This window comes from Streptomyces sp. NBC_00289 (genome assembly GCF_041435115.1).
GTDB lineage: Bacteria > Actinomycetota > Actinomycetes > Streptomycetales > Streptomycetaceae > Streptomyces.
In genome coordinates, this window is sequence record NZ_CP108046.1 from 9,296,051 (window position 1) to 9,318,505 (window position 22,455).

Consider the following 22,455-nt stretch of genomic DNA (forward strand, 5'->3'; position numbering starts at 1 on the left):
CTCCCCGCGACGTTGGGACCGCTCATGTCCAAAACCACCGCAGCCCACTCCCCGGGCCTCCCCGCTCCGATCGCCCGCCTCCCGCTCGGCACGCTCATAGCGGGATGCCTCGCCGTCTGTCTCGCACAGATCGGCCTTGCCATGCCGGCCACCCTCAACGGGCTGTTCCAGGAACACCTGCACCCCGTCGGCTCCCAACTGACCTGGATCTCGGACGCCTTCCTCCTGCCGGTCGCCGTCCTGGAGCTGTCGTTCGGTGTGCTCGGCGACCTCTTCGGGCGCAAGCGGCTCCTCGTCGGGGGCGCGGGGCTGCTGTGCGCGGGCGAGATCGTCGCCGCCGGCAGCTCCGGCGTCCATCAGTTGTGGGTGGGTCAGGCGCTGGCCGGCCTCGGCGCCGCCGCGCTCTTCCCGACCTCGCTCGCCATGATCGCGGCCGGCACGCCCTCCGGCGCCCAGCGGGCCCGCGCCATCGCCGTGTGGGCCTCCAGCCTGTCGGCGGGCGGTTTCCTCGCGCCGCTGCTCGGCGGGATCACGGGGACCTACGGATCGTGGCGCTCGGCCTTCGTCGTGGTCGCCGTACTCGCCGCGGCCAGCGCGCTGGTGAGCCTCCTGCTCGCCACCGACTCCCGCGCGCCGGAGGGACGTTCCCTCGACATCGGCGGCCAGATCACCATCGGTGTCGGCCTGTTCGCGCTGCTGTACGCCGTCATCCAGGGGCCGGCGGACGGCTGGGCGTCGGCCTCCGTGGTCGTGGCGTTCGTGATCGCGGCGGTCTTCCTGGGCCTGTTCGTCGCGGCCGAGAGCCGCGCCCGCTCACCCCTGCTGCGGCTGGACCTGTTCCGCAACCGGTCCTTCGCGATCGCCTCCGTCGTCGCCGTCGTCGGCATGTTCAGCTTCCTCGGGACGGCGTACGCGGCGAGCATCCGGCTCGGCCCGATCCAGCACCAGAGCCCGATGCGTACCGCCTTCGCGTTCCTGCTGCTCAGCGGGATCACGCCGTTCCTGACCCCGTTGACCTCGCGACTCCTGCACCGCGTCCACGCGCGCGTGCTGCTCTCCTCCGGTCTGGGGCTGATCGCGGCGGGCGACTTCCTGGCGGCCACGCTCGCCGTCGACGACATGGCGCTGACCTCGCTGATCGTGCCGCTGGGACTGGTCGGAGCGGGCTTCGCGCTCACGGTGTCGTCGATCACCGCGACCGCGGTCAACGCGGTGCCGGTGCACTTCGCGGGCATGGCCAGCGCGTCGACCAACCTGCTGCGCGACTTCGGGTTCACGCTCGGTCCCGCCGTGATCGGCGCGGTCGCCCTGAGCCAGGCCGCGTCCCAGGTGACCGCCTCCCTCGCGACGTCCTCGCTGGGCGCGGAGGCGAAGGGGGCGGCACACGAGGTGCTCGCGGAGGGCGGCCCGCTGGCCCTGAACTCCGTGCCGCCCGACTCGCCTCCGGGTGCGGCCCGTTCGTTCGCGCTGGACGCTCTCGGCCACGGCTACTCGATCGGCTTCGTGGTGTGCGGCTGCGCCGCCCTGTTCTCGGCCCTGCTGGTGGTCGTCGCCCTGCGCGGCCGTACGGCAGAGGAGCCCGCGCCGGAGAAGGAGGCGGAGGCGGTGCCGGTCACGGGGTGAACCTCGCGGGACGGCCGCAGGAACACCCGTGGTCAGGAGCATACGGACCCTCCCGCCGCCCCCGACGGACCCTCCCGCTGCCCCCGACGGACCCTCCCGCTGCCCCCGACGGACCGTTGGATCGCCCCGATGGACCGTTCCGCCCGAGACGGGGGGTGGAACGGTCCGGAAGGCGCCTGCGGGTGGCTTCGTCCGCCGGCCGGGTGTTCCCCGCGGTGGGGGAGCGACCGTCCACCACACCCAGTCAATTGACAGCGGCACTGGCCACCACGGAAAGTGCTTGCTCAAACGACTGGGGTGGGGACGTGGATCGGCAGCAGTACGTGCGGCAGTGTTCGGATCTGTTCGCGGTGGGCGGGTACGCCGCTGTGAGAGCCACGGCAGAGCGCGGACTCGAGGAGCTCGGGCCGGATCCGACGCTCCTGCGCTGGCTCGGACAGGCGCATGCCGCCGAGGACGAGGACGACCATGACCGTGAGGCGGAGGACGCGTACCGCAAGGGTCTGGCACTCGCGCCGGACGATCTCGGGCTCCTGGTGTGCTGTCTGGAGCTGTGCCTCCGCGCGGACGCCTTCGACTACCCGGCGAGGGCGCGTCGGGCGGTAGGCCTGCGGAAGAGGATCGAGGAGCTGGCGCCGCCCGGGTCGGCCGAGCGCGAGCGCGTCGACAGTGCGACAGGCTGGGCCGGACGGGGTTACTGGGACGAGCTGCAGACCGGCGTACTGCAGGGCCAGGCCCAACAGGCTGCCCTCGCGGACCAGAGTGTGCAGGTCACCGACGCGCTGCGACGAGCCGCACGAGGCGAGTCCGGGGAGGATGCCGGGGAGGACCTCCGGGCCGCCGAACTGGCCGCGGCCGTCGAGCTGTTGCAGGGACCCCGGAACGCGCCGTTGCGCTTTCTTCTCGCCCACCGCGTCGGGGCGTATGTGCTGACGTTCGTCCTGTCGTTGGGCCTGAACAAAGCCCTGGTGCTGAGCGGAGCGCTGGACTTCAGCCTCTGGGGGTGGTTGTTCTGGGTCCCCGTGCTCGCCGCCGAGGCGAAGCTCCGCCAGGCCAGGAGACTGGGGCAGGAACGCGTCGTCGCACGCATACAGGCGCGCCACGACGACCTGGACACCGCTACGTGACCGTCCCACCGGCGCGTCCCCCAAGTGCCGGGCGGCCGGCACCGGACGTCCGTCGCAGCTCCGGATCCGCCGCCTCTGAGGGGGCCGTCCGGTGCGTGTGGAGGGCCGGTTAGAGTGATCCACTCCTGAACCGACTGGGGGGTCTGTGCGTACGAGATCGGCGGTTGTGACCGTGGCGCTGATGGGGTTGGGGCTGAGCGCCACGTTGACGGGATGTTCGGATGTCGCTGCGGACGACGAACCCTCCGCACGGGAGTTGCTGGACCGCGCCAACAAGGCGATGAGCCGGCTCGGTTCGCTGACGGTCGACACGACAACCGCCGGGGCGACAGGGGCCCCCGCAGCCGTCACCAGCCATGTGACGACCGATCTGAAGAGCAGGTGCAGGTCCCGGGTCGACTGGCCCGGCGGGTTGAGCCTCGAGCAGATCCGGATCGGTGACACCGACTATGTACGCCCGAACCGGAAGTACCTCCAGAAGTGGTCGGGTGGCAAGGTGGCCGACTCGGCGGGGAAGAGCTGGATGCGGACTCCGGCCAGTGAGGCGCAGGCGGGGGACGGACTCATCCCGTGCACACGTAAGTTCGCCGGCTTCGGCAAGGCGACGAAGGGCGGGGCGACGCGGATCGACGGCACCCCGGCACGCACGCTGGTGGTGACGACCAAGTCCGACGAAGGAGGGACCTACACCTTCCACGTCGCCACCGAGGGCAAGCCGTACATCCTCAGGGTCGTCTACAAGAACTCCAAGGAACGCACCACCACTTCCTACAGCGCCTTCGACGCGCCCCTGAAGGTGCGGGCGCCGGACCGAGCCGACGTCGTGAACGCGGCCTCCGGCGGCAACTGAGGCCGCGGCGCCGGCCGGGTCGAGCCGCCCGCCACCGCGTCGGGAAGTACGTCGACGGCCGCCCTACCGGACGGCCGGAGGGGGCATGCGTACCACCGCTGTCCCGTGTCGCAGATCCACCGTGGTCCGGTGAGGCGGCGCCCCGTCCTCCTCGTCGTCGCGCAGAACGAGCGCCGACTGCCGCTCCTTGAGCTCGTTCTGCTTGCCCGGTGAGAAGCTCGCATGGAGCTGCTCGAAGCCGGTTGCCGATATCTGGCCCTGCCGGGCGCTGTTGCGCCACGGCAGCAGCCCCGCTCGCCCGAGACGCAGCAGCAGCTGATCGACGAAGGCCACGACGGTCAGCAGGATGACCAGTCCGGGCAGGGTCACGAACACGGCGAATTCCATGTCCTCAGTATCCCGGGTGAGGGATGTACGCCCACGGTGTTGTCCGTGACCGGTGCGACGGCGTGCTCCGAGGTTCAGCTCGTGTAGCAGCTGGTGAGGCCAGGGCGCCACGGGCAGGCGATCCCGGCGAAGCCGCCGTTGTCCACGACGTCGACGCTGAGCGTGTCACCGCCGCGCAGTACCTGCCGGTCCTGGACGAGCCCGTCGACGCCGTCCCGGATCGTCTGGACCAGCCACCTTCCGGAGCCGATGGACAGCGGTACCCCGGCCGTGTGGGCGGCACCGGCGTAGACCCCGCCCAGGAACCAGCGGTTGCCGCTGCGGCGGGCGAGGACGGCCTCCTGCCCGGGCCGGCCGGCGAGCAGTCGGGTGTCGTCCCACGCGGCGGGGACCTGGTCGAAGAAGGTCCGGGCGAGCGGCCGGGCGTCGTACGACTCGGGGGTGCCCGCGAACATCTGGAGGCCCGACTCGTAGGCGACCGCGAGTCCGACCTCGGCCGCGTCGGAGTTGGGGCGCATGCCGACGCGCTGGAAGCCGCCCGGGGTGAAGTCCATGGAGCCGATGACGTTGCGGGTGAACGGCAGTGTGGTGAGGTGGGCGGCGGTGTTGGTCCGCTTCTCCTCGCCGCCGACGCCTTCCAAGGTCATGACCTGCGGCCAGGTGCGCTGGATGCCCTTGGGGATCGTCGAACCGTGGAAGTCGATCATCAGGTGGTGCGCGGCCGTCTCCTTGAGGATGGCGTCGTACCACTGGAGCATGGGCTGCGCCTCGGAGTTCATGAAGTCGATCTTGACGCCCTTGACGCCCCATCGCTCCAGGGTGGGCAGCCACTGGGCGCGTTCCTCAGGGGTGTCGAGGTCGCGCTGGTGGATCCAGACGACGATTCCGACGCCCTTGGCACGCGCGTAGTCGACGAGTTGGGGCATCCAGCTGTTGGTCTGCCAGTCGGGGTCGGTGGTGTCCCACTCGTCGGCCTTGAAGTACCAGCCCGCGTCGACGGCCTCGTAGGGCCAGTGCCGCTCGGCCGCGTAGTCGACGTAGGCCTTCTGCGCCGTGAGGCTCTGCCCGGCCGCGCGGCCGCCGGCCAGCCAGGTCCACAGCACGGTGCCGGGCCGGATCCAGGAGGAGTCGGCGACCTTGGAGGCGGCGGCGAGGTCGTCGGTGAAGGTGGACCGGGTGACGGTGGCGAGGTCGCCGGTGACCATCGCCCGCCACGGGGTGGCGAGGGGGCCGTCGGTCTGGACCCGGTCGTCGGCGAGCTTGATCCGGTAGGTGCCGGTGCCCTGGTCGTGGGTGAGCCGGGCGCCGGAGTAGGCGCCGGTGAGGTCGGACTCGGCGAGCAGGGTGTAGCCGCCGTCGGTCGAGAACAGCGCCTGGTCCGAGTACGCGCCGGTCGGTGCGCTCGCGGCGGTGTACTGGGCGAACTGGCCCTCGTTGTCGACGCGGTAGGTGCCGAGCCACGCGCTCGCGTCCGGCGGCAGGTTGAAGGCGGAGGTCTCGCCGAGGACGGCGCCGTACCCGGCGGGCAGGACGTATCGGTAGGCGACGCCGTCGGCGGAGGCGCGGACCACGAGGTCGAGCCGGGCACCCGCGGCGGTGGCGAACGACAGGCGTGTCTCGTTCATGTGGACGAGGCGGTCCAGTCGTTTGCCGGACTTCGTCCGGTACCGCTCGTCGACCTGTCGGTTCCTGCGGTGCAGGAAGCGCAGCCCCTGGGAGAGGTCGGCCTGCTCGGTGACGATGCCGACGGGCGACGGCTCGATGACCGTACGGCCGCCGCGGGACACCGACAGGCTCAGCGTGCCGGTCGCTCCGTCCAGGGAGACCCGTGCGCGTGGTTCGCGAGCCGCCGCGGCGGCTCGCTCGGGGCCGGCTACGGCCCATGCGTGATCGGGGGAGCCGACGTCCTGGCCGGCGCTCGCGGGTGCGGTCGTGAGGAGTGTGGCCGCCAGTGTGGCGCAGAGCGCGGCGACCGCGGTCCTGATCGGAACCGCCATGAGAACCCTCCCGGGTGATGAGGTGGGGTGTGCGGGTGAGGGGTGCCCGGTCACGGGCGTGCGGGGAAGGTGACGAGGGCCGCGAACCGGGGATGTTCAGGTGGCGCACGGCCGTGTGGGCCCGCCGTCCTGACGGCGTGGCGGTACGGGGGGAGCCGCGGGTGACCGGCCGACGCGGAAGGCGCGACGCCGGGCCCGGTTCGCCACCGGCGAGGGGTGTGGTCGGCACGATGACACAGCCGGGCCGATCGTCGCCGCTGCCGCTGCCGCTGCCGCTGCCGCTGCCGCTGCCGCTGCCGCTGCCGCCGCGTCCGCCGCGTTGCCGAGTGCGGCTCCGCGGGGCACCGGCGGGCGCTTCCCCGGCTGCGAGGTCGTCATCGTCCTCCAGACCTGACGGATCGTCGATACATCGGGTGTATCGACGAACCTAAGCAGGCTTCGTGCACCTGTCAATGACCTTGACCTCCGCATGAACGGGGCGCCAAATGGCATGAATAGGCAGAGAAGCGAGTTTCAGTGCGCGTCAGCAGTCACGACGCGAGGTCGCGCCTCATCCGATGTATTGAGGTTCAGCGGCTGACGGGGTCACCCACGCACGGCAGTACGGCCGCTCACCGAAAACCACTGTGGGCGCCATGGCGGGCACCCCTACCCTGACCTGGTGAGAACTCAGGTGATCGTGTTGAACGGTGGGTCAAGTTCGGGCAAGTCCGGGATCGTCCGGTGTCTGCAGGCGGTGCTGCCGGATCCGTGGCTCGCCTACGGGATCGACTCGCTCGTCGAGGCGATGCCCGCGTCCCTGCAGACGGCGGGCGGAGGCATCGACATCACCGCCGACGGCGTGGTGAACATCGGATCGGTCTTCCGGGAGCTGGAGGCGGCATGGATGGCGGGGATCGCCGCGATGGCCGAGGCGGGCGCCCGGATCGTCGTCGATGACGTCTTCCTCGGCGGAGCGGCGTCCCAGCAGAGGTGGCAGAAGGCTCTCGGCGGACTCGGCGTGCTGTGGGTGGGCGTCAGGTGCGACAGCGAGGTCGCCGCGGGCCGCGAGATCGGCCGCGGCGACCGGCCCCGGGGCATGGCCGCGGCGCAGGCGGAGACGGCCCACCGCGGCGTGGTGTACGACCTGGAGGTGGACACCACGCACACGGAGTCCCTGGAGTGCGCACGGACTGTCGCCGCCCGCGTGACATGACCGTGCGGCGCGGTCGGCCACCGTCCGGGCCGTTGCCACTCACGACCGTGTGGCGGTCCCGCACCCCGCGTCCTCGGCCTCCCGCATGCGCTCGTCCATCGACTCGCTGCGGTCGTACGGGTCGACCTCGGGGCCGTCGCCCGATCCCGAACTCGCCCGCTCCGCACGGAACTCGGGGGTGAGGTAGCCGGTGAAGGTGTCGCAGCCGCCGTTGGTGGTGTCCACCTTGTAGGAGACGAGCGAGAAGGTCCCCGGCTCGATGACCACCTTCGCCGGGTCGTCCCAGCTCATGACCACCTCACGGCGCACGATGGTGCGCGCGACCTCGTCGCTCCCCGATGCGGCGCGAACCGGATAGACGTAGGTGACATCGGTGGCGACCTCGACCGAACCGCGATCACCTTCCTTGTACGTGATCCGTCCTCGCGTTTTGATCACGTCCCCGACGAGCCGCACATCCGCTGTCGAGAACCGGCTGAACAGCAGCAGTGGATCGTCCTCCCGGCTGGGCCTGCTGAACGCCGTCGCCAGGAAGTCCTGGACGTCCTGCTGGTGCGGATTGATCAACGCGATCGCCTTCGACGGCCGCTTTCCACTCAGCACACCGGCATCGAGACTGGACGCGCCGAGGAAGTCCCGGGTCCGATCGAGTGCCTGCGCGACCTGAGCCTTGCTCATCCAGCCGGTCGCCTGTGCCGCGGGCAGGTGGATCCCCGCTGTCCCGTCGCTCCACTGTGCCGCCGGCGAACCCCTGAACGGCTTGTCGAGTGTGGGCAGTTGGGCCGCCGACTTCGTGGCCGGCGGCTGACTCGGACGTTCCGACTCGGCGGCGAGCGGCGTATTCCCACCCTCGTCACCGGCGAACCATCCCACCACCCGTCCCGGGGCCAGCGCGACGACCGCCAATCCGACCGCCACCAGCAGGCCCACCACATACCAGCCCTTGCTGCGGCGCCGGGCCGGCCGGTACGCCCGCCATGCCTCCGGTGGACCGGTTTCCTCCCCCAGCTTCCGCGCCACCATCCGGGCCCGCGCCGAAGGTTCCTCGGGCGCGCCCTGCGTACCGGCCTCGGCCTCACGCAGGAACCGCTCCCACTCGTCGTCCGATATGGACGCCCCGTCCTTGCCCAAGATGCGCTCCCGTCCCTTCTCAGGCATCTGGCCCCTCCCCAGGGCCTGTTGATGTCCGTGCATCATCACACAACCCAGTCGCACAGGAACGAACCGAAGTCCACGCGTGCAGCCCGGGAACGGGGCTGCACGGCGAGCGGGCAGGACGCGGAACCGGGCAACGCCCGGACAGGTGCCCCGTAGCGCCGGCGGTTGTAGCGTCTACCGGGTGCTGACGAACGAGGTGTACCGGGAGTTGGGCGAAAGCGCCTGGTCATGGGTGCTGAACCAGGTGCGCGAGGACAATGGCCCGTGGCTGCCGGAGGTGGTTTCCGAGGGCGACCAGGACACCGGACCGGCGACCGACCGCGACACGTTGTACTCGGGGATCGCGGGCCTCGCTCCGGTGCTGGCGGAGATCGGGCAGTACCGGCAGCTGAGCGAAAGTGAGCGGACGCTGGCGACCGGCATCGTCACCAGGCTGTCGGCCCGGGCGCGGAGCAGAACCGAACCCTCGCTGTACGACGGTCTGGCAGGCGATGCCATGGCGCTGAAGCTGCTCGCCCCGGGCCGGGAATCGATCGCTCTGCGGCGGCTCGCCGAGCTGGCGACGCCCGAAGGCTGGAACACCACGATCGAGTTCGAACCGGGCTCCGACGCTCCTCTCAACGACATCATCATGGGCACCGCCGGCGTCGTGCTGACAGCGCTCTGGGCGGGCGGAGAGTTCGCCGAGGGGATCGCGACGACGGGCAGTGAGGCCCTGCTGCGAGCGGCGGACCGTACGGAGGCCGGCCTGGACTGGGGAATCGCGACGAGCACGCGGTGGAGGGCGCCGAACTACTCGCACGGCACCGCCGGGGTGGCCGCCGCGCTGGCGACGGCGGGTGCGCTGCTGCACCGCGAGGACTTCGTGAGGGCGGCCGTCGAAGGCGCCCGGCACGTGCTGTCCGTGGGCTCCCTGGAGGACGACGGTTTCATCGTCCCGCACACCATTCCGCCGTCGACACGCGAGGTGGAACCGGTGACCTACACCTGGTGCCACGGTCCGGCGGGCACCTCGCACCTGTTCGCGGCCCTGTCGTACGCGGGTGTGGAGGAGGTGGCGGGCCGTGCCGTCGACGAACTTCGGCACCGCTGCCTGACCTCGATCCTCACCTCGGGGGTCCCCCAACGCCTGCGCCCCGGCTTCTGGGACAACGACGGCCGCTGCTGCGGAACGGCGGGCGTGGGCGACGTACTGCTCGACGCGGCGCAGGACCGCTGGGCGAGAGCGACGGCGGAGACCTACCTGCGGGCCGCCCGCACGATGGGTGACGCGTTGGTGGAGCGGGCCGTCACGGACGAGGCGGGCACCCGCTGGCGCTTCGTGGAACACCGCAAGGAGCCACCGCTCCTGCCCCCGGGCACGGCGTGGATGCAGGGCGCGGCGGGCATCGCGGCGTACCTTCTCCGCCTCGCCCGGTTCCTCGAGACCGGTCCGGACGCCTCTGTGGTGGACCGTCCCGACCAGTGGTGGGCCGTGCCCGCACATCTGCGCAGTACGGCCGCTTGAGCCGATCGAGAGGAGTCGCGGGCTTGAGCCCGATCGAGAGGAGTCGCGGGCTCGCGAAGCCTCCTCCGCCCGCGTGCCGACCTCGGGCGCGTGGTGCCGGCGCCGCTGAGACCAGCCGGCCGCCCTCGCGGTCGGCGCGTGATCCGGTCCGGTCGGACGCCCTTGGCGTGGTCGAACCCGTCGCGCCCGTCCGGACGGTCAGTCGGACAGCAACGCCGACAGTTGCGGTGAGTAGGTCGCGTGCAGCACCAGCGCCGCGCTGCCCACGACGGCGGCGTCCGTGCCGAGCGGGGACGCTTCGACCTTGACGACTCTGATGCGCCGGGCCAGCGGTCTGGCGGCCAGTGCGGCGGCGACGACGTCGACGTACCGCGACGCCACGTGCTGGATGCCGTGGCCGCCGAGAATGATGAGGTCCACGTCGATGAAGTTGGCGATGCTGACCGCGACCGAGGCGACATGTTCCGCGGCCTCGTCGATGACCGCGGTCGCGACGGGGTCGCCGGCTCCCGCCGCGAGCTGGATCGCGGCATGGTCGACGGAGGCCGGATCCTGGCGGAACGGTTGCGACAGCACACTGTTGTCGCCCGCTTCGTCGGCGAGCCGGCGGTGCACCTCGGCCACGATCGCGGACGGGTTGACCAGCCCCTCCAGACAGCCCCGGTTGCCGCAGTAGCACTCCGGGCCGTCGGGCAGTACGGAGGAGTGGCCGAATTCTCCCGCGTTGAAGGAACCGCCTCTGTACATCTGGTGGTTGAGGACCAGACCGCCGCCGATGCCGGTACCGAAGAAGAAGTAGGCGAAGTTCGCGACCCCCCGGCCCACCCCGGACCAGCGCTCGCCGACCGCGGCAGCCGTGGCGTCGTTGTCGATGGTCACCGGCAGGCCGGTGGCGTCGCTCAGCATGCTTTGCAGGGGCACCCGTGTCCAGTGTGCGAGTTGCGGGGGAGCGACGATCATGCCGAGCTTCTGATCGATCGGTCCCGGAGTGGCGAGGCCCAGGCCCAGGACGTCGCCGCGCGGCACCTTCGCCTCGTCGAGCACGTCGGCGACCAGTTCGGCCATGGCCGACACGACGTGTGTCGGGTCGATGCCGGGAGGTGTGGGACGGCGCTTGACGACCAGCGGCCGTCCCAGCAGGTCGACAACGGTGCAGGTCAGCTCGACGGGGTCGAGGACGAGCCCCACCGCACTGCCGGCGTCCGCGTTGATGCGCAGGGTGGTGCGGGGTTTGCCGCCGCTGGCCACCCGGCTCGCGCCGTCCTCGCGCACGATCCCCTCGTCGAGGAGCCGGCGCACGATGCCGGAGACCGTCTGGGGGGTGAGCCCGGTCTGCTGGGCGATCTCGACCCGACTGATGCCGTCGGCGAGTTGGATCTGGTCGAGAACCACCGCTCGGTTGTACCGGCCGACCTTGGGGAGGTTTGTTCCTGCTTGCCGCACTCGGGGTCCTCTCTGTTCCAGCTCGACGACGATACCTCCGTAGGGCGTTGACTTAGTAAAACAAATGGATTTAAAGTCCGGTCCCGCAGGCGAAACAGGCCGTACACAGGCACAGAGCAGTGCCATTCGGAGGCAAGTTGATGTCCACGAAATGTCGCATCCCGGAACCCGCGGGCCCATGTGGTCGTCGCGTCGCCACCGGTGTGGGGCTCCGCTCATGACCGGCACTCCGACGCTGCTGGAGATGCGGTCGATCACCAAGACCTTCCCCGGCGTGCGGGCACTCGCCGACGTCAACCTGGTGGTGAAACAGGGGGAAATCCACGCGATCTGCGGCGAGAACGGCGCCGGCAAGTCCACCCTCATGAAGGTGCTGAGCGGCGTGCACCCGCACGGGAGCTACACGGGCGGCATCGTCTACCGGGGCGAGGAGGTCCGGTTCCACGACATCCGGGCCAGCGAGCAGGCCGGCATCGTCATCATCCACCAGGAACTGGCGCTGGTCCCCGAGATGTCGATCACCGAGAACATCTTCCTCGGCAACGAGCCGCGCAGGCGTGGCGCGATCGACTGGAAGCGAGCCCAGCGCCTGGCCCTCGAGCTGATGGAACAGGTCGGACTCCGGGAGGACCCGGACACGCTGATCAAGGACATCGGCGTGGGCAAGCAGCAACTGGTCGAGATCGCCAAGGCGTTCGCCAAGGACGTGAAGCTGCTCATCCTCGACGAGCCGACCGCGGCCCTCAACGAGGCGGACTCCCGGCACCTGCTCGACCTGCTGCGCGGCTTCCGGGAGCGGGGCATCACCTCGATCATCATCTCCCACAAGCTCAACGAGATAGAGGCGGTCGCCGACACCATCACGATCCTGCGCGACGGGCGGACGATCGAGAGCCTCGACGTCAAGGCGGACGGCGTCAACGAGGACCGCATCGTGCGCGGCATGGTCGGCCGCGAACTCAACAGCCGGTTTCCTGATCACACGCCGAACGTCGGTGAGGTGTTCTTCGAGGTCCGCGACTGGACGGTGCGGCACCCCAGTTCCGAGGAACGGCTCGTGTGCAAGGGCTCCTCCTTCACCGTCCGGCGCGGCGAGATCGTCGGCTTCGCCGGTCTCATGGGCGCCGGCCGCACCGAACTCGCGATGAGCCTGTTCGGCCGCTCCTACGGCACCTACCTCTCCGGCCAGGTCTTCAAGGACGGCAAGGAGATCCAGCTCAAGTCGGTGGCCGACGCCATCGGGCACGGCCTCGCCTACGTCAGCGAGGACCGCAAGTCGATCGGCCTCAACCTGCTGGACGACATCAAGACCTCGATGGTCGCAGCCAAGCTGTCGAAGATCGCCCGGCGCCGGGTCGTCGATCCGGTCCGTGAGCACCGGATCGCGGAGGAGTACCGCCAGAGCCTCCGGATCAAGACTCCCAGCGTCGACGAAGGCGTCGTGAAGCTCTCCGGCGGCAACCAGCAGAAGGTCGTCCTGGCGAAGTGGATGTTCACCGACCCCGACCTGCTGATCCTCGACGAGCCGACCCGCGGTATCGACGTGGGAGCCAAGTACGAGATCTACGGGATCATCCAACGGCTGGTCGGCCAGGGCAAGGGCGTCATCGTCATCTCCTCCGAGCTGCCCGAACTCATCGGACTGTGCGACCGCATCTACACGGTCTTCGAAGGTGCCATCACCGGCGAGGTGACGCGCCGCGACGCGAACCCGGAACTCCTCATGAAGCAGATGACCTCCAACACGAAGACACCGACCCCATGAGCCGCATCACAGAGCTGCAGAAGAACCTCTTCGGAGGTACGACGTCCAACGCCCGCCAGTTCGGCATGATCTCCACGCTCGTGGCGATCGTGCTGCTGTTCCAGATCTGGACCGGCGGCCTCACCCTGACCTCCGGCAACCTCATCGCCGTGGTCAGCCAGTACTCCTACATCCTGATCCTGGCCATCGGCATGCTGATGGTGATCGTCGCCGGGCACATCGACCTGTCGGTCGGCTCGGTCGCGGCGTTCACCGGCATCGTGGTCGCCAAGGCGATGCAGGAGTACTCACTCCCATGGCCCCTGGGCATCCTGCTCGGGCTGCTCGTCGGCGCGGCGATCGGCGCCTGGCAGGGCTTCTGGGTCGCCTACGTGGGAGTGCCGGCCTTCATCGTCACCCTGGCCGGCATGCTGTTGTTCCGCGGTGGCAACCAGTACATCGGCAACGCCGACACCGTGCCGGTCCCCACCGGGTTCCGGGACATCGGCGCCGGATTCCTGCCCGAAGTGGGGCCGGAGACCGGCTACAACAACCTGACGCTGCTGCTGGGTCTGGCCGCTTGTCTGGGCGTGGCCTGGCGGGAGTGGCAGGCCCGGCAGACCCGCCGGGAGATGAACGCCGTCGCCGCGCCGCTGTGGGTGACCGGGATACGCCTGGCCGTCATGCTCACCGTCATCATCTTCACGACGCTGCGCTTCGCCGGCGGCCGCGTGGGCACCAGCCTGCCCATCTCCGGCATCATCCTGATCGCCCTGGTGCTCGCGTACTCGTACTACACCCGGAACACCATCGGCGGTCGGCACATCTACGCCGTCGGAGGCAACGCGCGGGCCGCCGAACTGTCCGGCGTGAAGCTCAAGCAGGTCAACTTCCTCGTCATGACGAACATGTCCGTCCTGGCCGCCCTGGCCGGCATGATCTTCGTCGCCCGGTCCGCGGCCTCCGGCCCCCAGGACGGCCTGAGCTGGGAACTGGACGCCATCGCGGCCGTCTTCATCGGTGGCGCGGCGGTCTCCGGCGGCCTCGGGACCATCAGCGGTTCCATCGTCGGCGGTCTCGTCATGGCACTGCTCAACAACGGACTGCAGCTGGAGGGCGTCGGCTCCGACATGGTCCAGATCATCAAGGGCCTGGTCCTCCTCCTCGCCGTCGCCTTCGACGTCTACAGCAAGAAGCAGGGGCGTTTCTCGATCATCGGAACGCTGATGCGCCCGTTCAACCGGGACGAGACGACCGCTCCCGTGGATCCGCCGAACCCCGCCTCCGACTCTCCCAAGGCCCCGGTCGCACGCTGAACGCAGGCCCGTCATCCGACAGCGCCGCATCTTACGGCGCCCAACCCAACCGGTATCACCGCAAGAAGGGCTCATCCACCATGCGCACAAGCATCACCCGAGGAATCGCCGCGGCCGGCGCCGTCGCACTGCTCACCCTGGGCACGGCCTGCTCCAACGAACGCGAGGGCTCCACGGACAGCGGGGACTCCAAGGGCTTCGCGCAGGACTCCCTCGTGGGTGTCGCGCTGCCCGCGAAGACCTCGGAGAACTGGGTGCTGGCCGGCGACCTGTTCAGCAACGGTCTGAAGAAGGCCGGCTTCAAGGCCGACGTGCAGTACGCGGGCGCCTCGACCACCGTCGCGGACCAGCAGGCCCAGATCTCCTCCATGGTCACCAAGGGCGCGAAGGTGATCGTCATCGGCGCGACCGACGCCTCCCAGCTCTCCACGCAGGTGGCGCAGGCCAAGGAGGCCGGCGCGACCGTCATCGCCTACGACCGGCTCATCACCAACACACCCGACATCGACTACTACATCGCCTTCGACAACTTCAAGGTCGGCCAGCTCCAGGGGCAGGCACTGCTCGACGGCATGAAGGCGAAGAAGCCCAAGGGTCCCTGGACGATCGAGCTGTTCTCCGGCTCACCGGACGACAACAACTCGAAGGTCTTCTTCGACGGCGCGATGGACGTCCTGAAGCCGCTCATCGACAAGGGTGACATCGTTGTCGGATCGGGTCAGAAGAACATCAAGCAGACCGCGATCCAGGGGTGGAAGGCCGAGCTCGCCCAGCAGCGCATGGACTCGCTGCTGACCTCGACGTACAACGGTCGCAAGAAGCTCGACGGTGTCCTGTCCCCGAACGACACCCTCGCCCGCGCGGTCATCACCTCGGTCAAGGGCGCGGGCAAGTCGGTCCCCGTCGTCACCGGGCAGGACTCCGAAGTGGAGTCGGTGAAGTCGATCATGGCCGGTGAGCAGTACTCGACCATCAACAAGGACACCCGCAAGCTCGTCGCCGAGACCGTCAACATGGTCAAGTCCATCCAGAAGGGCGACAAGCCGGAGATCAACGACAGCAAGTCGTACAACAACGGCTCCAAGGTCGTCCCGGCCTACCTTCTCCCGCCGGTCATCGTGACCAAGGAGAACGCGGTCGAGGCCTACGCCAACGACCCGAAGCTCGCCCCGCTCACCAAGTAGGCCACCGCTGTCGTCCCGGGTCCGGAACAGGTTCCGGACCCGGGACGGCCGGCACCTTCCCGGACGGGTGAGCGGGTGGGATGTGGCGGGCGTGACCGTGCCCGACCCGGACCCCCTCAACCGACGGGCAACCCCCAGCGAGGCGCGGGCTCGTTCGGGCGTACGGGCGCCACGGTCAGGTCGGGCCGCTCACCCTTGGCCGCGATCAGCGCCGACTCGCCTTTGCGCAGGGTGATCCGAACGGCGCCGTCGCCGGCGTCGGCGTAGCGGAGCGGGCGGCCCCACCGGTCCCGTACGTCGACCGGTCCCGCGATCCCGTGCCGTACGACGCACGGTGCTCCCGCCTCGCTGACCAGTCGCACCCAGCGGGTGAAACCGCCCCGGCGGACCGCGCTCAGCAGGAACGCGCCCTGGGTACGGAAGTCGTGCACGGCCAGGTCGGCCCAGGCGGCGGGCAGCGCGGGGAAGACCCTGATGACGTCGCCCCAGGACTGGCACACCATGTCGTGCAGTGACTGGACCGCGGACAGTGGTGTCTCGATGACCGGCCCCGACTCCTGGTACATGGTGTTGGGCCGGATGAAGCGGGTCATCAGCTCGCCGAGGTACTTCAGCGCGTCCTCGCCCTTGCCGAGCAGCGCCGACATCGAGGCGGCGCCCGTGAAGGTGTAGCCCTGGAGGGCGCCTTCGAAGCCCACCCAGTGCGCCAACGACCTCTCTATCAGGGCGCGTTCGTCAGGGGTACGGCCGGTCACCTCGTACAGCGGGTAGACCGCGAGCATGTGCGAGTAGTGCCGGTGGGACTTGGCGAAGGGAATGTCCGCACCGATCATGAAGCCGTTCGCGTCCGTGGGATACGGCGTCCGCCGTGCGAGCACTTCGCGCCAGCGGGGCGCCAGCGCGTCGTCGATGCCGAGGCGTTGGGCGGCGTCCAGGAGCGTACGGCAGCCCCAGGTCAGAAGCATCAGGTCGTAGTTGCAGTCGCGCGAGTCGCCGCCGTACTCGGGGGAGAACGTGGCGGGCAGGTGCAGTTTGCCGTCCGGGCCCGGCTCCAGGAAGTGCAGGTAGTAGTTGATCGCCTTGCGCAGGAGGGGGAAGAGGACGTCGCGGAGGATCGACTCGTCCATGGTGTGCCGGTAGCTGAGCCAGACGTTGTGCAGTGCCCAGGTCAGGTTGCCGACCTCGGGGGTGGGCGGGTCCTGACCCGGGATGCCGACGCCGTAACCGGTGAGCGGGTCGGCCGCGCCGTTGACCAGGTGGGGATCGGTGGTGCGCGGGATGCCCAGCGAGTCACCCCGGTACGGCGTGGACACCTCGGCGGCGAGGTTGTCCCGGAACTCGCTCAACGCCCGTGTGACGGCGTCCAGTTCCAGGTGGTTGGAGCCGTGGATGAGCCAGTACTCCAGCTGGGCGTTGAGGTTCCACCAGGTGTTGGGCCACGGTGTGGGTTCCAGCCAGGGACCGCTCGTCGCCATCACGGGGGCGTCGCGGCGGGCGGCGGAGGCTGCCTTGTACAGCTGGATCCAGTAGAAGCGCTGCATGCGGGCGTCGGGGACGGACAGGAAACTCTTGCGGTAGTAGGCCTGCCACCACGCCCGGTGCGTCACCGCCAGGGCGGAGTACGGCAGCAGGGCCGTGGCACGGACCGCCTTCAGGGCGCGGGCCAGGGCCGTGGTGCGCGGATGGGAGTGCGCGACGTGCGCGTACAGCGTCCGCGTCCGGCCCCTGGACCGCTCGCGCCACGCCGTGACGTGCTGCCCGTCGGCGAGAAGCGGTTGGACGGCGGCGCTCACCCCGTCGTGGTCCTCGATCACGGCGGGCGGGTTGCCCTGATAGCCGACCGGCAGTGGCTTGAAGGCGGCCCGCGGGCTGATCGCGTCCGCCGGATGGAACACCCAGCGGAAGCCGCGTTCACCCTCGCTCGGCGTGACCTCCACGGCGAGGACCGAGCGGTCGTTGTGGACCAGGGCACGCAGGGTCAGGGTGCCCTTCTCGGTGGTGAGGGTGCCGGTCAGCTCGGCGTCGTGCAGCGACAGGCGCCAGTCGATGCCGGTGATCGCGCCCACCGGCTCCAGGGTGAAGTACCCGATCGGCAGCCGGGCCAGACCGAAGAGGGACCCGAACTCGGGTCGGTGGTCCTGCACTTCGGAGTGCTGGACGTTGAAGCGCACGGCCGTCGACGCGGCACCCGGTTCCGCGTAGATCCCGGAGCCGAGGAAGCCGTTGCCGAGGAACGGGCCCTCGTACCAGGTGGCCGGCATCCGCTGCCAGACCATGTCGGCGTCATCGAGCACGGTCCGCCAGGGATCCGTCTGTGTCGTGGTGGCCCCGGCCTGGTCGGCCGCCCTCGCCCGCGTGGCCGGGCCCGAAGCCAGCAGTGCGCCACCCAGGGCGGATCCGGTGGCGAGCACGGTACGTCTGGACGGGTCGGGCACGAGGGGGAAGGTCACGTTGTCTCCAGGCGGGCTCAGTGATTCATCGGAGCTATCCCGCGTTGCAACATAGAGAGGGGAGTGATGTACGTCAATGCGTCAGGAGAGATCCGACGTATGGAGTCGATGGCCTTCTGGCTTTCCGGCCTTCATCGCTGAACGGAGCGGCAGGGTGCGGATCGGCGCGCCGGGGTGTCAGTCCTCGAGCATCCAGGCGCGGGTGCCGAACGACCCGCACGCCCGCGAGGCCACCACGGCCGCGCCCCGCAGGGCCTCGACGAAGCTCTCCGGCGTCAACTGGTCCTGCGTCGCGAGGCGATGGGCCAGGACCCCGTGCAGGACGTCACCGGCGCCCAGGGTGTCGGCCACGCGGACGGACGGCACGTCCACCGTGCCACTGCCGTCGGGGCCCGCCCACAGGATGGACTGTCCTCCCCGGCTGACCGCCGACCACCTGACCCCGTGCTCGCGCAGGAACCGCAGGGTGTCGGTCGGTGTGCTCGCACCCGGCGGGTGGAAGTCGGCCGAGCAGACGGCCACGTCGATCGACGACAGCAGGTGCCCCGTGCCGTCCTTCCAGCTGCCCCCGTCGAGAAGGGTCGGCCGGCCGGCGGCACGCGCGGCGCGGGCGGCGGCCACGGCCAGTTCGCCGTGGTGGCCGTCGAACTCGGCGATGTCACACGCCGCCACCCGCGCGTCGAGATCGTCGGGCGGCGCGATCCGGTACCCCGACGCATTGGTCGAGGCGACGGCACGGTCCCCGCTGGAGGCGGTCACCAGGATGGAGGACACGACGGGCGGCTCGACCGAGTCGGCGGCCAGATCCGACACGGCCACACCCAGCCGGTTCAGGTCCGCCGCGACCTCCACTCCCAGCGGATGGGAGCCGATCGCGGTGAGCAGTTCGGCCGCGCCGCCCACGTGACGGAAGGCCGCGGCCGCGTTCGCCGCCGGACCGCCTGCGGCGACAACCTGCTGATGAGCCGTCAGTTTCTCGTTGGAGGCCGGCGCGTGGTCCACGAGCTGGATGACGTCCAGCGTGCTCAGGCCGACGAACAGACCTGACGGGCGTCGTCCCCTGATCGGCTTCACTCACCAGCACCTTCGTCCTGCCTCACCATGCGGGCAGTGTACGAACCCCCGGAGCGGCAGGGACGAATTCACCAGACCCGTCGGCGGATTCCGTCGATTCTGTGAAAAGCGAGTGCATTCTGGCGGAGAAGGGATGGTCAAAAGTTGCACATGTACGCTTGTGCGTTTTCGCGGCGACAGCGGATCATTGGCCGGATCCTTTCCCTACCACGAGCACCCAGGAGCTCCCGGTGACCGCTGGCCCGATAGAAACTGCGCCGGTCGACACGCCCGCCGCAGCCCAGGCGGAGCGGCGGAAACTGCGCAAGCACTTCGGCCGCTTCGACATTCTCTTCTTCCTTCTGTGCACCATCGTCGGCGTCGACACCATCGGCACCGTGGCCAGTTCCGGCGCGGAGGCGTTCACCTGGCTCATCGTGCTGGCCGTGGTGTTCTTCGTCCCCTCCGCGCTGCTGACCGCCGAACTCGGGGCAGCCTTCCCCGACGAGGGCGGCCCCTACATCTGGACCAGCCGCGCCTTCGGCCGGCTCGCGGGTGCCGTGAACAACTTCCTGTACTGGATCACCAATCCCGTATGGCTGGGCGGCACGCTCTCCGTCGTCGCCGTCACGGCCTACACCACCTTCTTCAACGAGGGGAAGGACCTGAGCACCCCGGCCTTCTACGCCTTCACCCTCGTGTTCATCTGGGTGGGCGTGCTCGCCGCGATCCTCTCCTTCGACGTCGGCAAATGGATTCCCACCGTCGGCGCCTGGAGCCGTTTCGTCCTCCTCGGCCTGTTCACCCTCACCGTCGTCGTCTACGGCGTCCAGCACGGCCTGCACGGGTTCGGGCTCGGCGACTTCTCCCCGACCTACGCGGGATTCGTCGGTCTGGTGCCCGTCCTGATGTTCAACTACGTCGGTTTCGAGCTGCCCAGCACCGCCGGCGACGAGATGACCGACGCCCAGAAGGACGTGCCCTTCGCCATCTTCCGCAGCGCCGTCCTCGCCGTCCTCCTGTACGCGCTGCCGATCCTCGGCATCCTTCTCGTCCTGCCGGTCGACGCCATCACCGGCCTCGGCGGATTCGTCGACGCGATCCGACAGGTCTTCACGGTGTACGGCGGCCATGTCGCCGCCGACGGCACCGTCACGCTCAGCGGTGCCGGCAGTCTGCTCGGGGACCTCGCCGCGGTCATGTTCATCCTCACGGTGCTGTCCTCCGGCGTCACCTGGGTCATGGGCTCCGACCGCGCGCTCGCCGTCTCCGGCTACGACGGCGCCGCGCCCCGATTCCTCGGCGTCATCTCCAGCCGGTTCGGTACCCCGGTAAGAGTCAACATCCTCAGCGGCCTGGTCTCCACGCTCGTCCTCGTCCTGGCCCACGAACTGACCGGCGGCAGCGCGGCCAAGCTCTTCGGCGCCGTCCTCGGCCTCGCCATCTCCACCACCCTCTTCAGCTACCTGGGCATCTTCCCGGCGCTCGCGGTACTGCGCCGGAAGGCCCCGGACACTCCCCGTCCGTACCGGGCGCCCTTCCCCCGCACGATCAGCGTCGTCCTCACCCTGCTCGTGCTGTTCGCCGGCGTGCAGCTGGTCGCCCCCGGACTCGGCGACCACTGGTTCGGCTCCGGCTACGCCCCGGACGGCTGGAAGCACGGCGAGCGCTGGAAGTACCTGCTGACGGAGACCGTCCCGCTCGCCGGGTTCATGCTCCTCGGCGTCCTCTTCTGGGCCCTGGGCAAGCCGACCCGCACGTCGTCCGCCGCCATCAGGTAGCGGCTGCCGGTGGCGGCCGGGCCCGGCCGGGCCCGGTCCGGTCGTCAGCGGCTCTTGCGTACCCGAGCCGCCGCGCGGGCCTCCGCGGCCTTGCGGGCCTCGGCTGCCTTCCGGGTCTCCTTCGCGGGACGGCCCGGACGGGTTCCCATACCGCGGAAGGGAGCGTTGCCGGCTGTCTTCGGGCCGGTCGGCGGACGCTTCGCCCCGGTGATGGTGGTCAGTTTCTCCTCGCCGGAGCGCACCTGGGTGACCGTCGGGCGGATCCCGGCCTCGGACATCATCCGGTTCACATCACGCCGCTGGTTGGGCGTGACCAGGGTGACCACCCTCCCGGACTCGCCCGCGCGCGCCGTGCGCCCGCCCCGGTGCAGGTAGTCCTTCGCGTCGGCCGGCGGATCGACGTTGACGACGAGGTCCAGCGCGTCGATGTGAATGCCCCGTGCCGCGACGTTGGTCGCCACCAGCACGGTGACCTCACCGTCCCTGAACTGGGCGAGTGTGTGCGTGCGCTGCGGCTGCGACTTCCCACTGTGCAGGGCGGAGGCCCGTACGCCGCTGGCCCGCAGGTGACGGGTGAACTGGTCGACGCCGGCCTTCGTGTCCAGGAACATCAGCACCCGGCCGTCCCGCGCGGCGATCTCGGTCGCGGTCGCGTACTTGTCGGCCTGGTGAATGTTCAGGACGTGGTGTTCCATCGTGGTGACCGAGCCCGCCACCCGGTCGAGCGAGGCGAGCACCGGGTCGTGCAGGTAGTCGCGCACCAACTGGTCGACGTTGCGGTCGAGCGTGGCCGAGAACAGCAGCCGCTGCCCGTCCGGGCGTACCTGGTCCAGGAGCTCGGAGACCTGCGGCAGGAAACCCAGGTCGCACATCTGGTCCGCCTCGTCCAGCACGGTGATCCGCACCTGGTTCAGGTGGCAGTCCCGGCGCGACACCAGGTCGGTCAGCCGCCCCGGCGTCGCGATGACCACCTCGGCCCCGGCCCGCAGCAGCGCCGTCTGCCGGTTGATCGACAGCCCGCCGACCACCGTGGCCAGGCGCACGTTCAGTGCCTGCGCGTACGGCGTCAGCGCGTCGCTCACCTGCTGCGCGAGTTCCCGGGTCGGCACCAGAACCAGTGCGAGTGGCCGCTTCGACTCCGCCCGCAGGCCCGCCGTCCGGACGAGCAGGGCAAGCCCGAAGGCCAGCGTCTTGCCTGAGCCGGTCCGCGCGCGGCCGAGGACATCGCGGCCGGCCAGCGCGTTGGGCAGGGTCGCCGCCTGGATCGGGAAGGGTTCCGTGACGCCGAGGCCGGTCATCGTCCTCGTCACCTCCGGCGGCAGCCCGAGCGCGTCGAAGGACGCCACCGGCGGCAGCCCCGGAGACACCGGCGGCGGAGTCGAGAGTTCGCCCTGCGGCGCTGTCGTCCGCCGGGACGTGCCGATCGGGGAGCGTCCGGAGGCCGACGGCTTCGTGTTCATGGGGAACCTTCCTGATCTGGCGCCCGGAACACACCGGGGTCCGTACCCCTTGGTACGGACCCCGGCGGTGTCGAAGCGTGAGCCCATTTTACCAGCGGGCCGCCGGCCGCCCGCCGGTCCGGCGGCCCGTGCACCGGACAGCGCGCCGGACGCGTGTCGAGGGTGTGCGCGAGCCGACCG

General features: G+C 70.0%; 16 protein-coding genes. 9 read left to right on the forward strand and 7 right to left on the reverse strand.

Annotated features, from left to right (window positions below):
• Positions 1–24 precede the first annotated feature (24 nt).
• The 3 genes from OG985_RS42020 (at position 25) to OG985_RS42030 (ending at position 3,600) form a co-directional block, all read left to right on the forward strand.
• Positions 25–1,623, forward strand: a complete 1,599-nt coding sequence (locus OG985_RS42020) for an MFS transporter (protein WP_371673663.1) — start codon at positions 25–27, stop codon at positions 1,621–1,623.
• A 305-nt stretch (positions 1,624–1,928) separates the two neighbouring features.
• Entirely contained in the window at positions 1,929–2,750 is an 822-nt protein-coding gene (locus tag OG985_RS42025; protein ID WP_371673665.1) for a hypothetical protein, read from the forward strand.
• Positions 2,751–2,931: 181 nt separating this feature from the next.
• Positions 2,932–3,600 carry a hypothetical protein gene (locus OG985_RS42030; RefSeq protein WP_371673667.1) on the forward strand — a complete coding sequence of 223 codons (669 nt, stop codon included), beginning with the start codon at positions 2,932–2,934 and terminating at the stop codon, positions 3,598–3,600.
• Between the two features lie 63 nt (positions 3,601–3,663).
• Here the strand turns inward: OG985_RS42030 and OG985_RS42035 are convergent, their stop codons facing one another.
• Positions 3,664–3,987: a DUF6191 domain-containing protein gene (locus OG985_RS42035; RefSeq protein WP_371673668.1), complete on the reverse strand. Its 324-nt coding sequence runs from the start codon at positions 3,985–3,987 to the stop codon at positions 3,664–3,666.
• Between the two features lie 74 nt (positions 3,988–4,061).
• Positions 4,062–5,984, reverse strand: a complete 1,923-nt coding sequence (locus OG985_RS42040; RefSeq protein ID WP_371673670.1) for a glycoside hydrolase family 97 catalytic domain-containing protein — start codon at positions 5,982–5,984, stop codon at positions 4,062–4,064.
• A 661-nt stretch (positions 5,985–6,645) separates the two neighbouring features.
• Between OG985_RS42040 and cpt the strand changes: the two genes are divergently transcribed.
• A complete protein-coding gene (cpt, locus tag OG985_RS42045) occupies positions 6,646–7,179 on the forward strand; it encodes a chloramphenicol phosphotransferase CPT (RefSeq protein WP_371673671.1) in 534 nt (177 codons plus the stop codon).
• Positions 7,180–7,218: 39 nt separating this feature from the next.
• Here the strand turns inward: cpt and OG985_RS42050 are convergent, their stop codons facing one another.
• Complete coding sequence (locus OG985_RS42050; protein ID WP_371674652.1) at positions 7,219–8,310, reverse strand: hypothetical protein; 1,092 nt, start codon at positions 8,308–8,310, stop codon at positions 7,219–7,221.
• A 208-nt stretch (positions 8,311–8,518) separates the two neighbouring features.
• On the opposite strand from OG985_RS42050, the gene OG985_RS42055 reads away from it, so the two are divergent.
• Complete coding sequence (locus tag OG985_RS42055; protein WP_371673673.1) at positions 8,519–9,844, forward strand: lanthionine synthetase LanC family protein; 1,326 nt, start codon at positions 8,519–8,521, stop codon at positions 9,842–9,844.
• A gap of 198 nt (positions 9,845–10,042) precedes the next feature.
• Here OG985_RS42055 and OG985_RS42060 read toward each other — a convergent pair whose 3' ends face one another.
• A complete protein-coding gene (locus OG985_RS42060; RefSeq protein ID WP_371673674.1) occupies positions 10,043–11,236 on the reverse strand; it encodes an ROK family transcriptional regulator in 1,194 nt (397 codons plus the stop codon).
• Positions 11,237–11,504: 268 nt separating this feature from the next.
• On the opposite strand from OG985_RS42060, the gene mmsA reads away from it, so the two are divergent.
• The 3 genes from mmsA (at position 11,505) to OG985_RS42075 (ending at position 15,531) form a co-directional block, all read left to right on the forward strand.
• Complete coding sequence (gene mmsA / locus OG985_RS42065; protein WP_371673675.1) at positions 11,505–13,052, forward strand: multiple monosaccharide ABC transporter ATP-binding protein; 1,548 nt, start codon at positions 11,505–11,507, stop codon at positions 13,050–13,052.
• On the forward strand, positions 13,049–14,347 hold the full coding sequence (gene mmsB / locus OG985_RS42070; protein ID WP_371673677.1) for a multiple monosaccharide ABC transporter permease: 1,299 nt from the start codon (positions 13,049–13,051) through the stop codon (positions 14,345–14,347). The genes mmsA and mmsB overlap by 4 nt, the downstream gene beginning before the upstream one ends.
• Positions 14,348–14,427: 80 nt before the next feature.
• Positions 14,428–15,531, forward strand: coding sequence for a substrate-binding domain-containing protein (locus tag OG985_RS42075; protein WP_371673678.1), 1,104 nt, complete (start codon positions 14,428–14,430; stop codon positions 15,529–15,531).
• A gap of 116 nt (positions 15,532–15,647) precedes the next feature.
• Here the strand turns inward: OG985_RS42075 and OG985_RS42080 are convergent, their stop codons facing one another.
• Both OG985_RS42080 and OG985_RS42085 read right to left on the reverse strand, forming a co-directional pair.
• Positions 15,648–17,807, reverse strand: coding sequence for a Tat pathway signal sequence domain protein (locus tag OG985_RS42080; RefSeq protein ID WP_371674653.1), 2,160 nt, complete (start codon positions 17,805–17,807; stop codon positions 15,648–15,650).
• Positions 17,808–18,158: 351 nt separating this feature from the next.
• Complete coding sequence (locus OG985_RS42085) at positions 18,159–19,055, reverse strand: PfkB family carbohydrate kinase (RefSeq protein ID WP_371673679.1); 897 nt, start codon at positions 19,053–19,055, stop codon at positions 18,159–18,161.
• Positions 19,056–19,285: 230 nt separating this feature from the next.
• Here OG985_RS42085 and OG985_RS42090 point away from each other — a divergent pair, with 230 nt between their 5' ends.
• Positions 19,286–20,815: an APC family permease gene (locus OG985_RS42090; RefSeq protein ID WP_371673680.1), complete on the forward strand. Its 1,530-nt coding sequence runs from the start codon at positions 19,286–19,288 to the stop codon at positions 20,813–20,815.
• A 44-nt stretch (positions 20,816–20,859) separates the two neighbouring features.
• Here OG985_RS42090 and OG985_RS42095 read toward each other — a convergent pair whose 3' ends face one another.
• Complete coding sequence (locus OG985_RS42095) at positions 20,860–22,275, reverse strand: DEAD/DEAH box helicase (RefSeq protein WP_371673681.1); 1,416 nt, start codon at positions 22,273–22,275, stop codon at positions 20,860–20,862.
• Between the last annotated feature and the right edge of the window lie 180 nt (positions 22,276–22,455).

Coding starts and splice junctions, on each gene's coding strand:
- OG985_RS42020 (WP_371673663.1), top strand. CDS start 25: ATGTCCAAAACCACCGCAGCCCACTCCCCGGGCCTCCCCGCTCCGATC.
- OG985_RS42030 (WP_371673667.1), top strand. CDS start 2,932: ATGGGGTTGGGGCTGAGCGCCACGTTGACGGGATGTTCGGATGTCGCT.
- OG985_RS42035 (WP_371673668.1), bottom strand. CDS start 3,987: ATGGAATTCGCCGTGTTCGTGACCCTGCCCGGACTGGTCATCCTGCTG.
- OG985_RS42040 (WP_371673670.1), bottom strand. CDS start 5,984: ATGGCGGTTCCGATCAGGACCGCGGTCGCCGCGCTCTGCGCCACACTG.
- mmsA (WP_371673675.1), top strand. CDS start 11,505: ATGACCGGCACTCCGACGCTGCTGGAGATGCGGTCGATCACCAAGACC.
- mmsB (WP_371673677.1), top strand. CDS start 13,049: ATGAGCCGCATCACAGAGCTGCAGAAGAACCTCTTCGGAGGTACGACG.
- OG985_RS42075 (WP_371673678.1), top strand. CDS start 14,428: ATGCGCACAAGCATCACCCGAGGAATCGCCGCGGCCGGCGCCGTCGCA.
- OG985_RS42080 (WP_371674653.1), bottom strand. CDS start 17,807: ATGGTCTGGCAGCGGATGCCGGCCACCTGGTACGAGGGCCCGTTCCTC.
- OG985_RS42095 (WP_371673681.1), bottom strand. CDS start 22,275: ATGAACACGAAGCCGTCGGCCTCCGGACGCTCCCCGATCGGCACGTCC.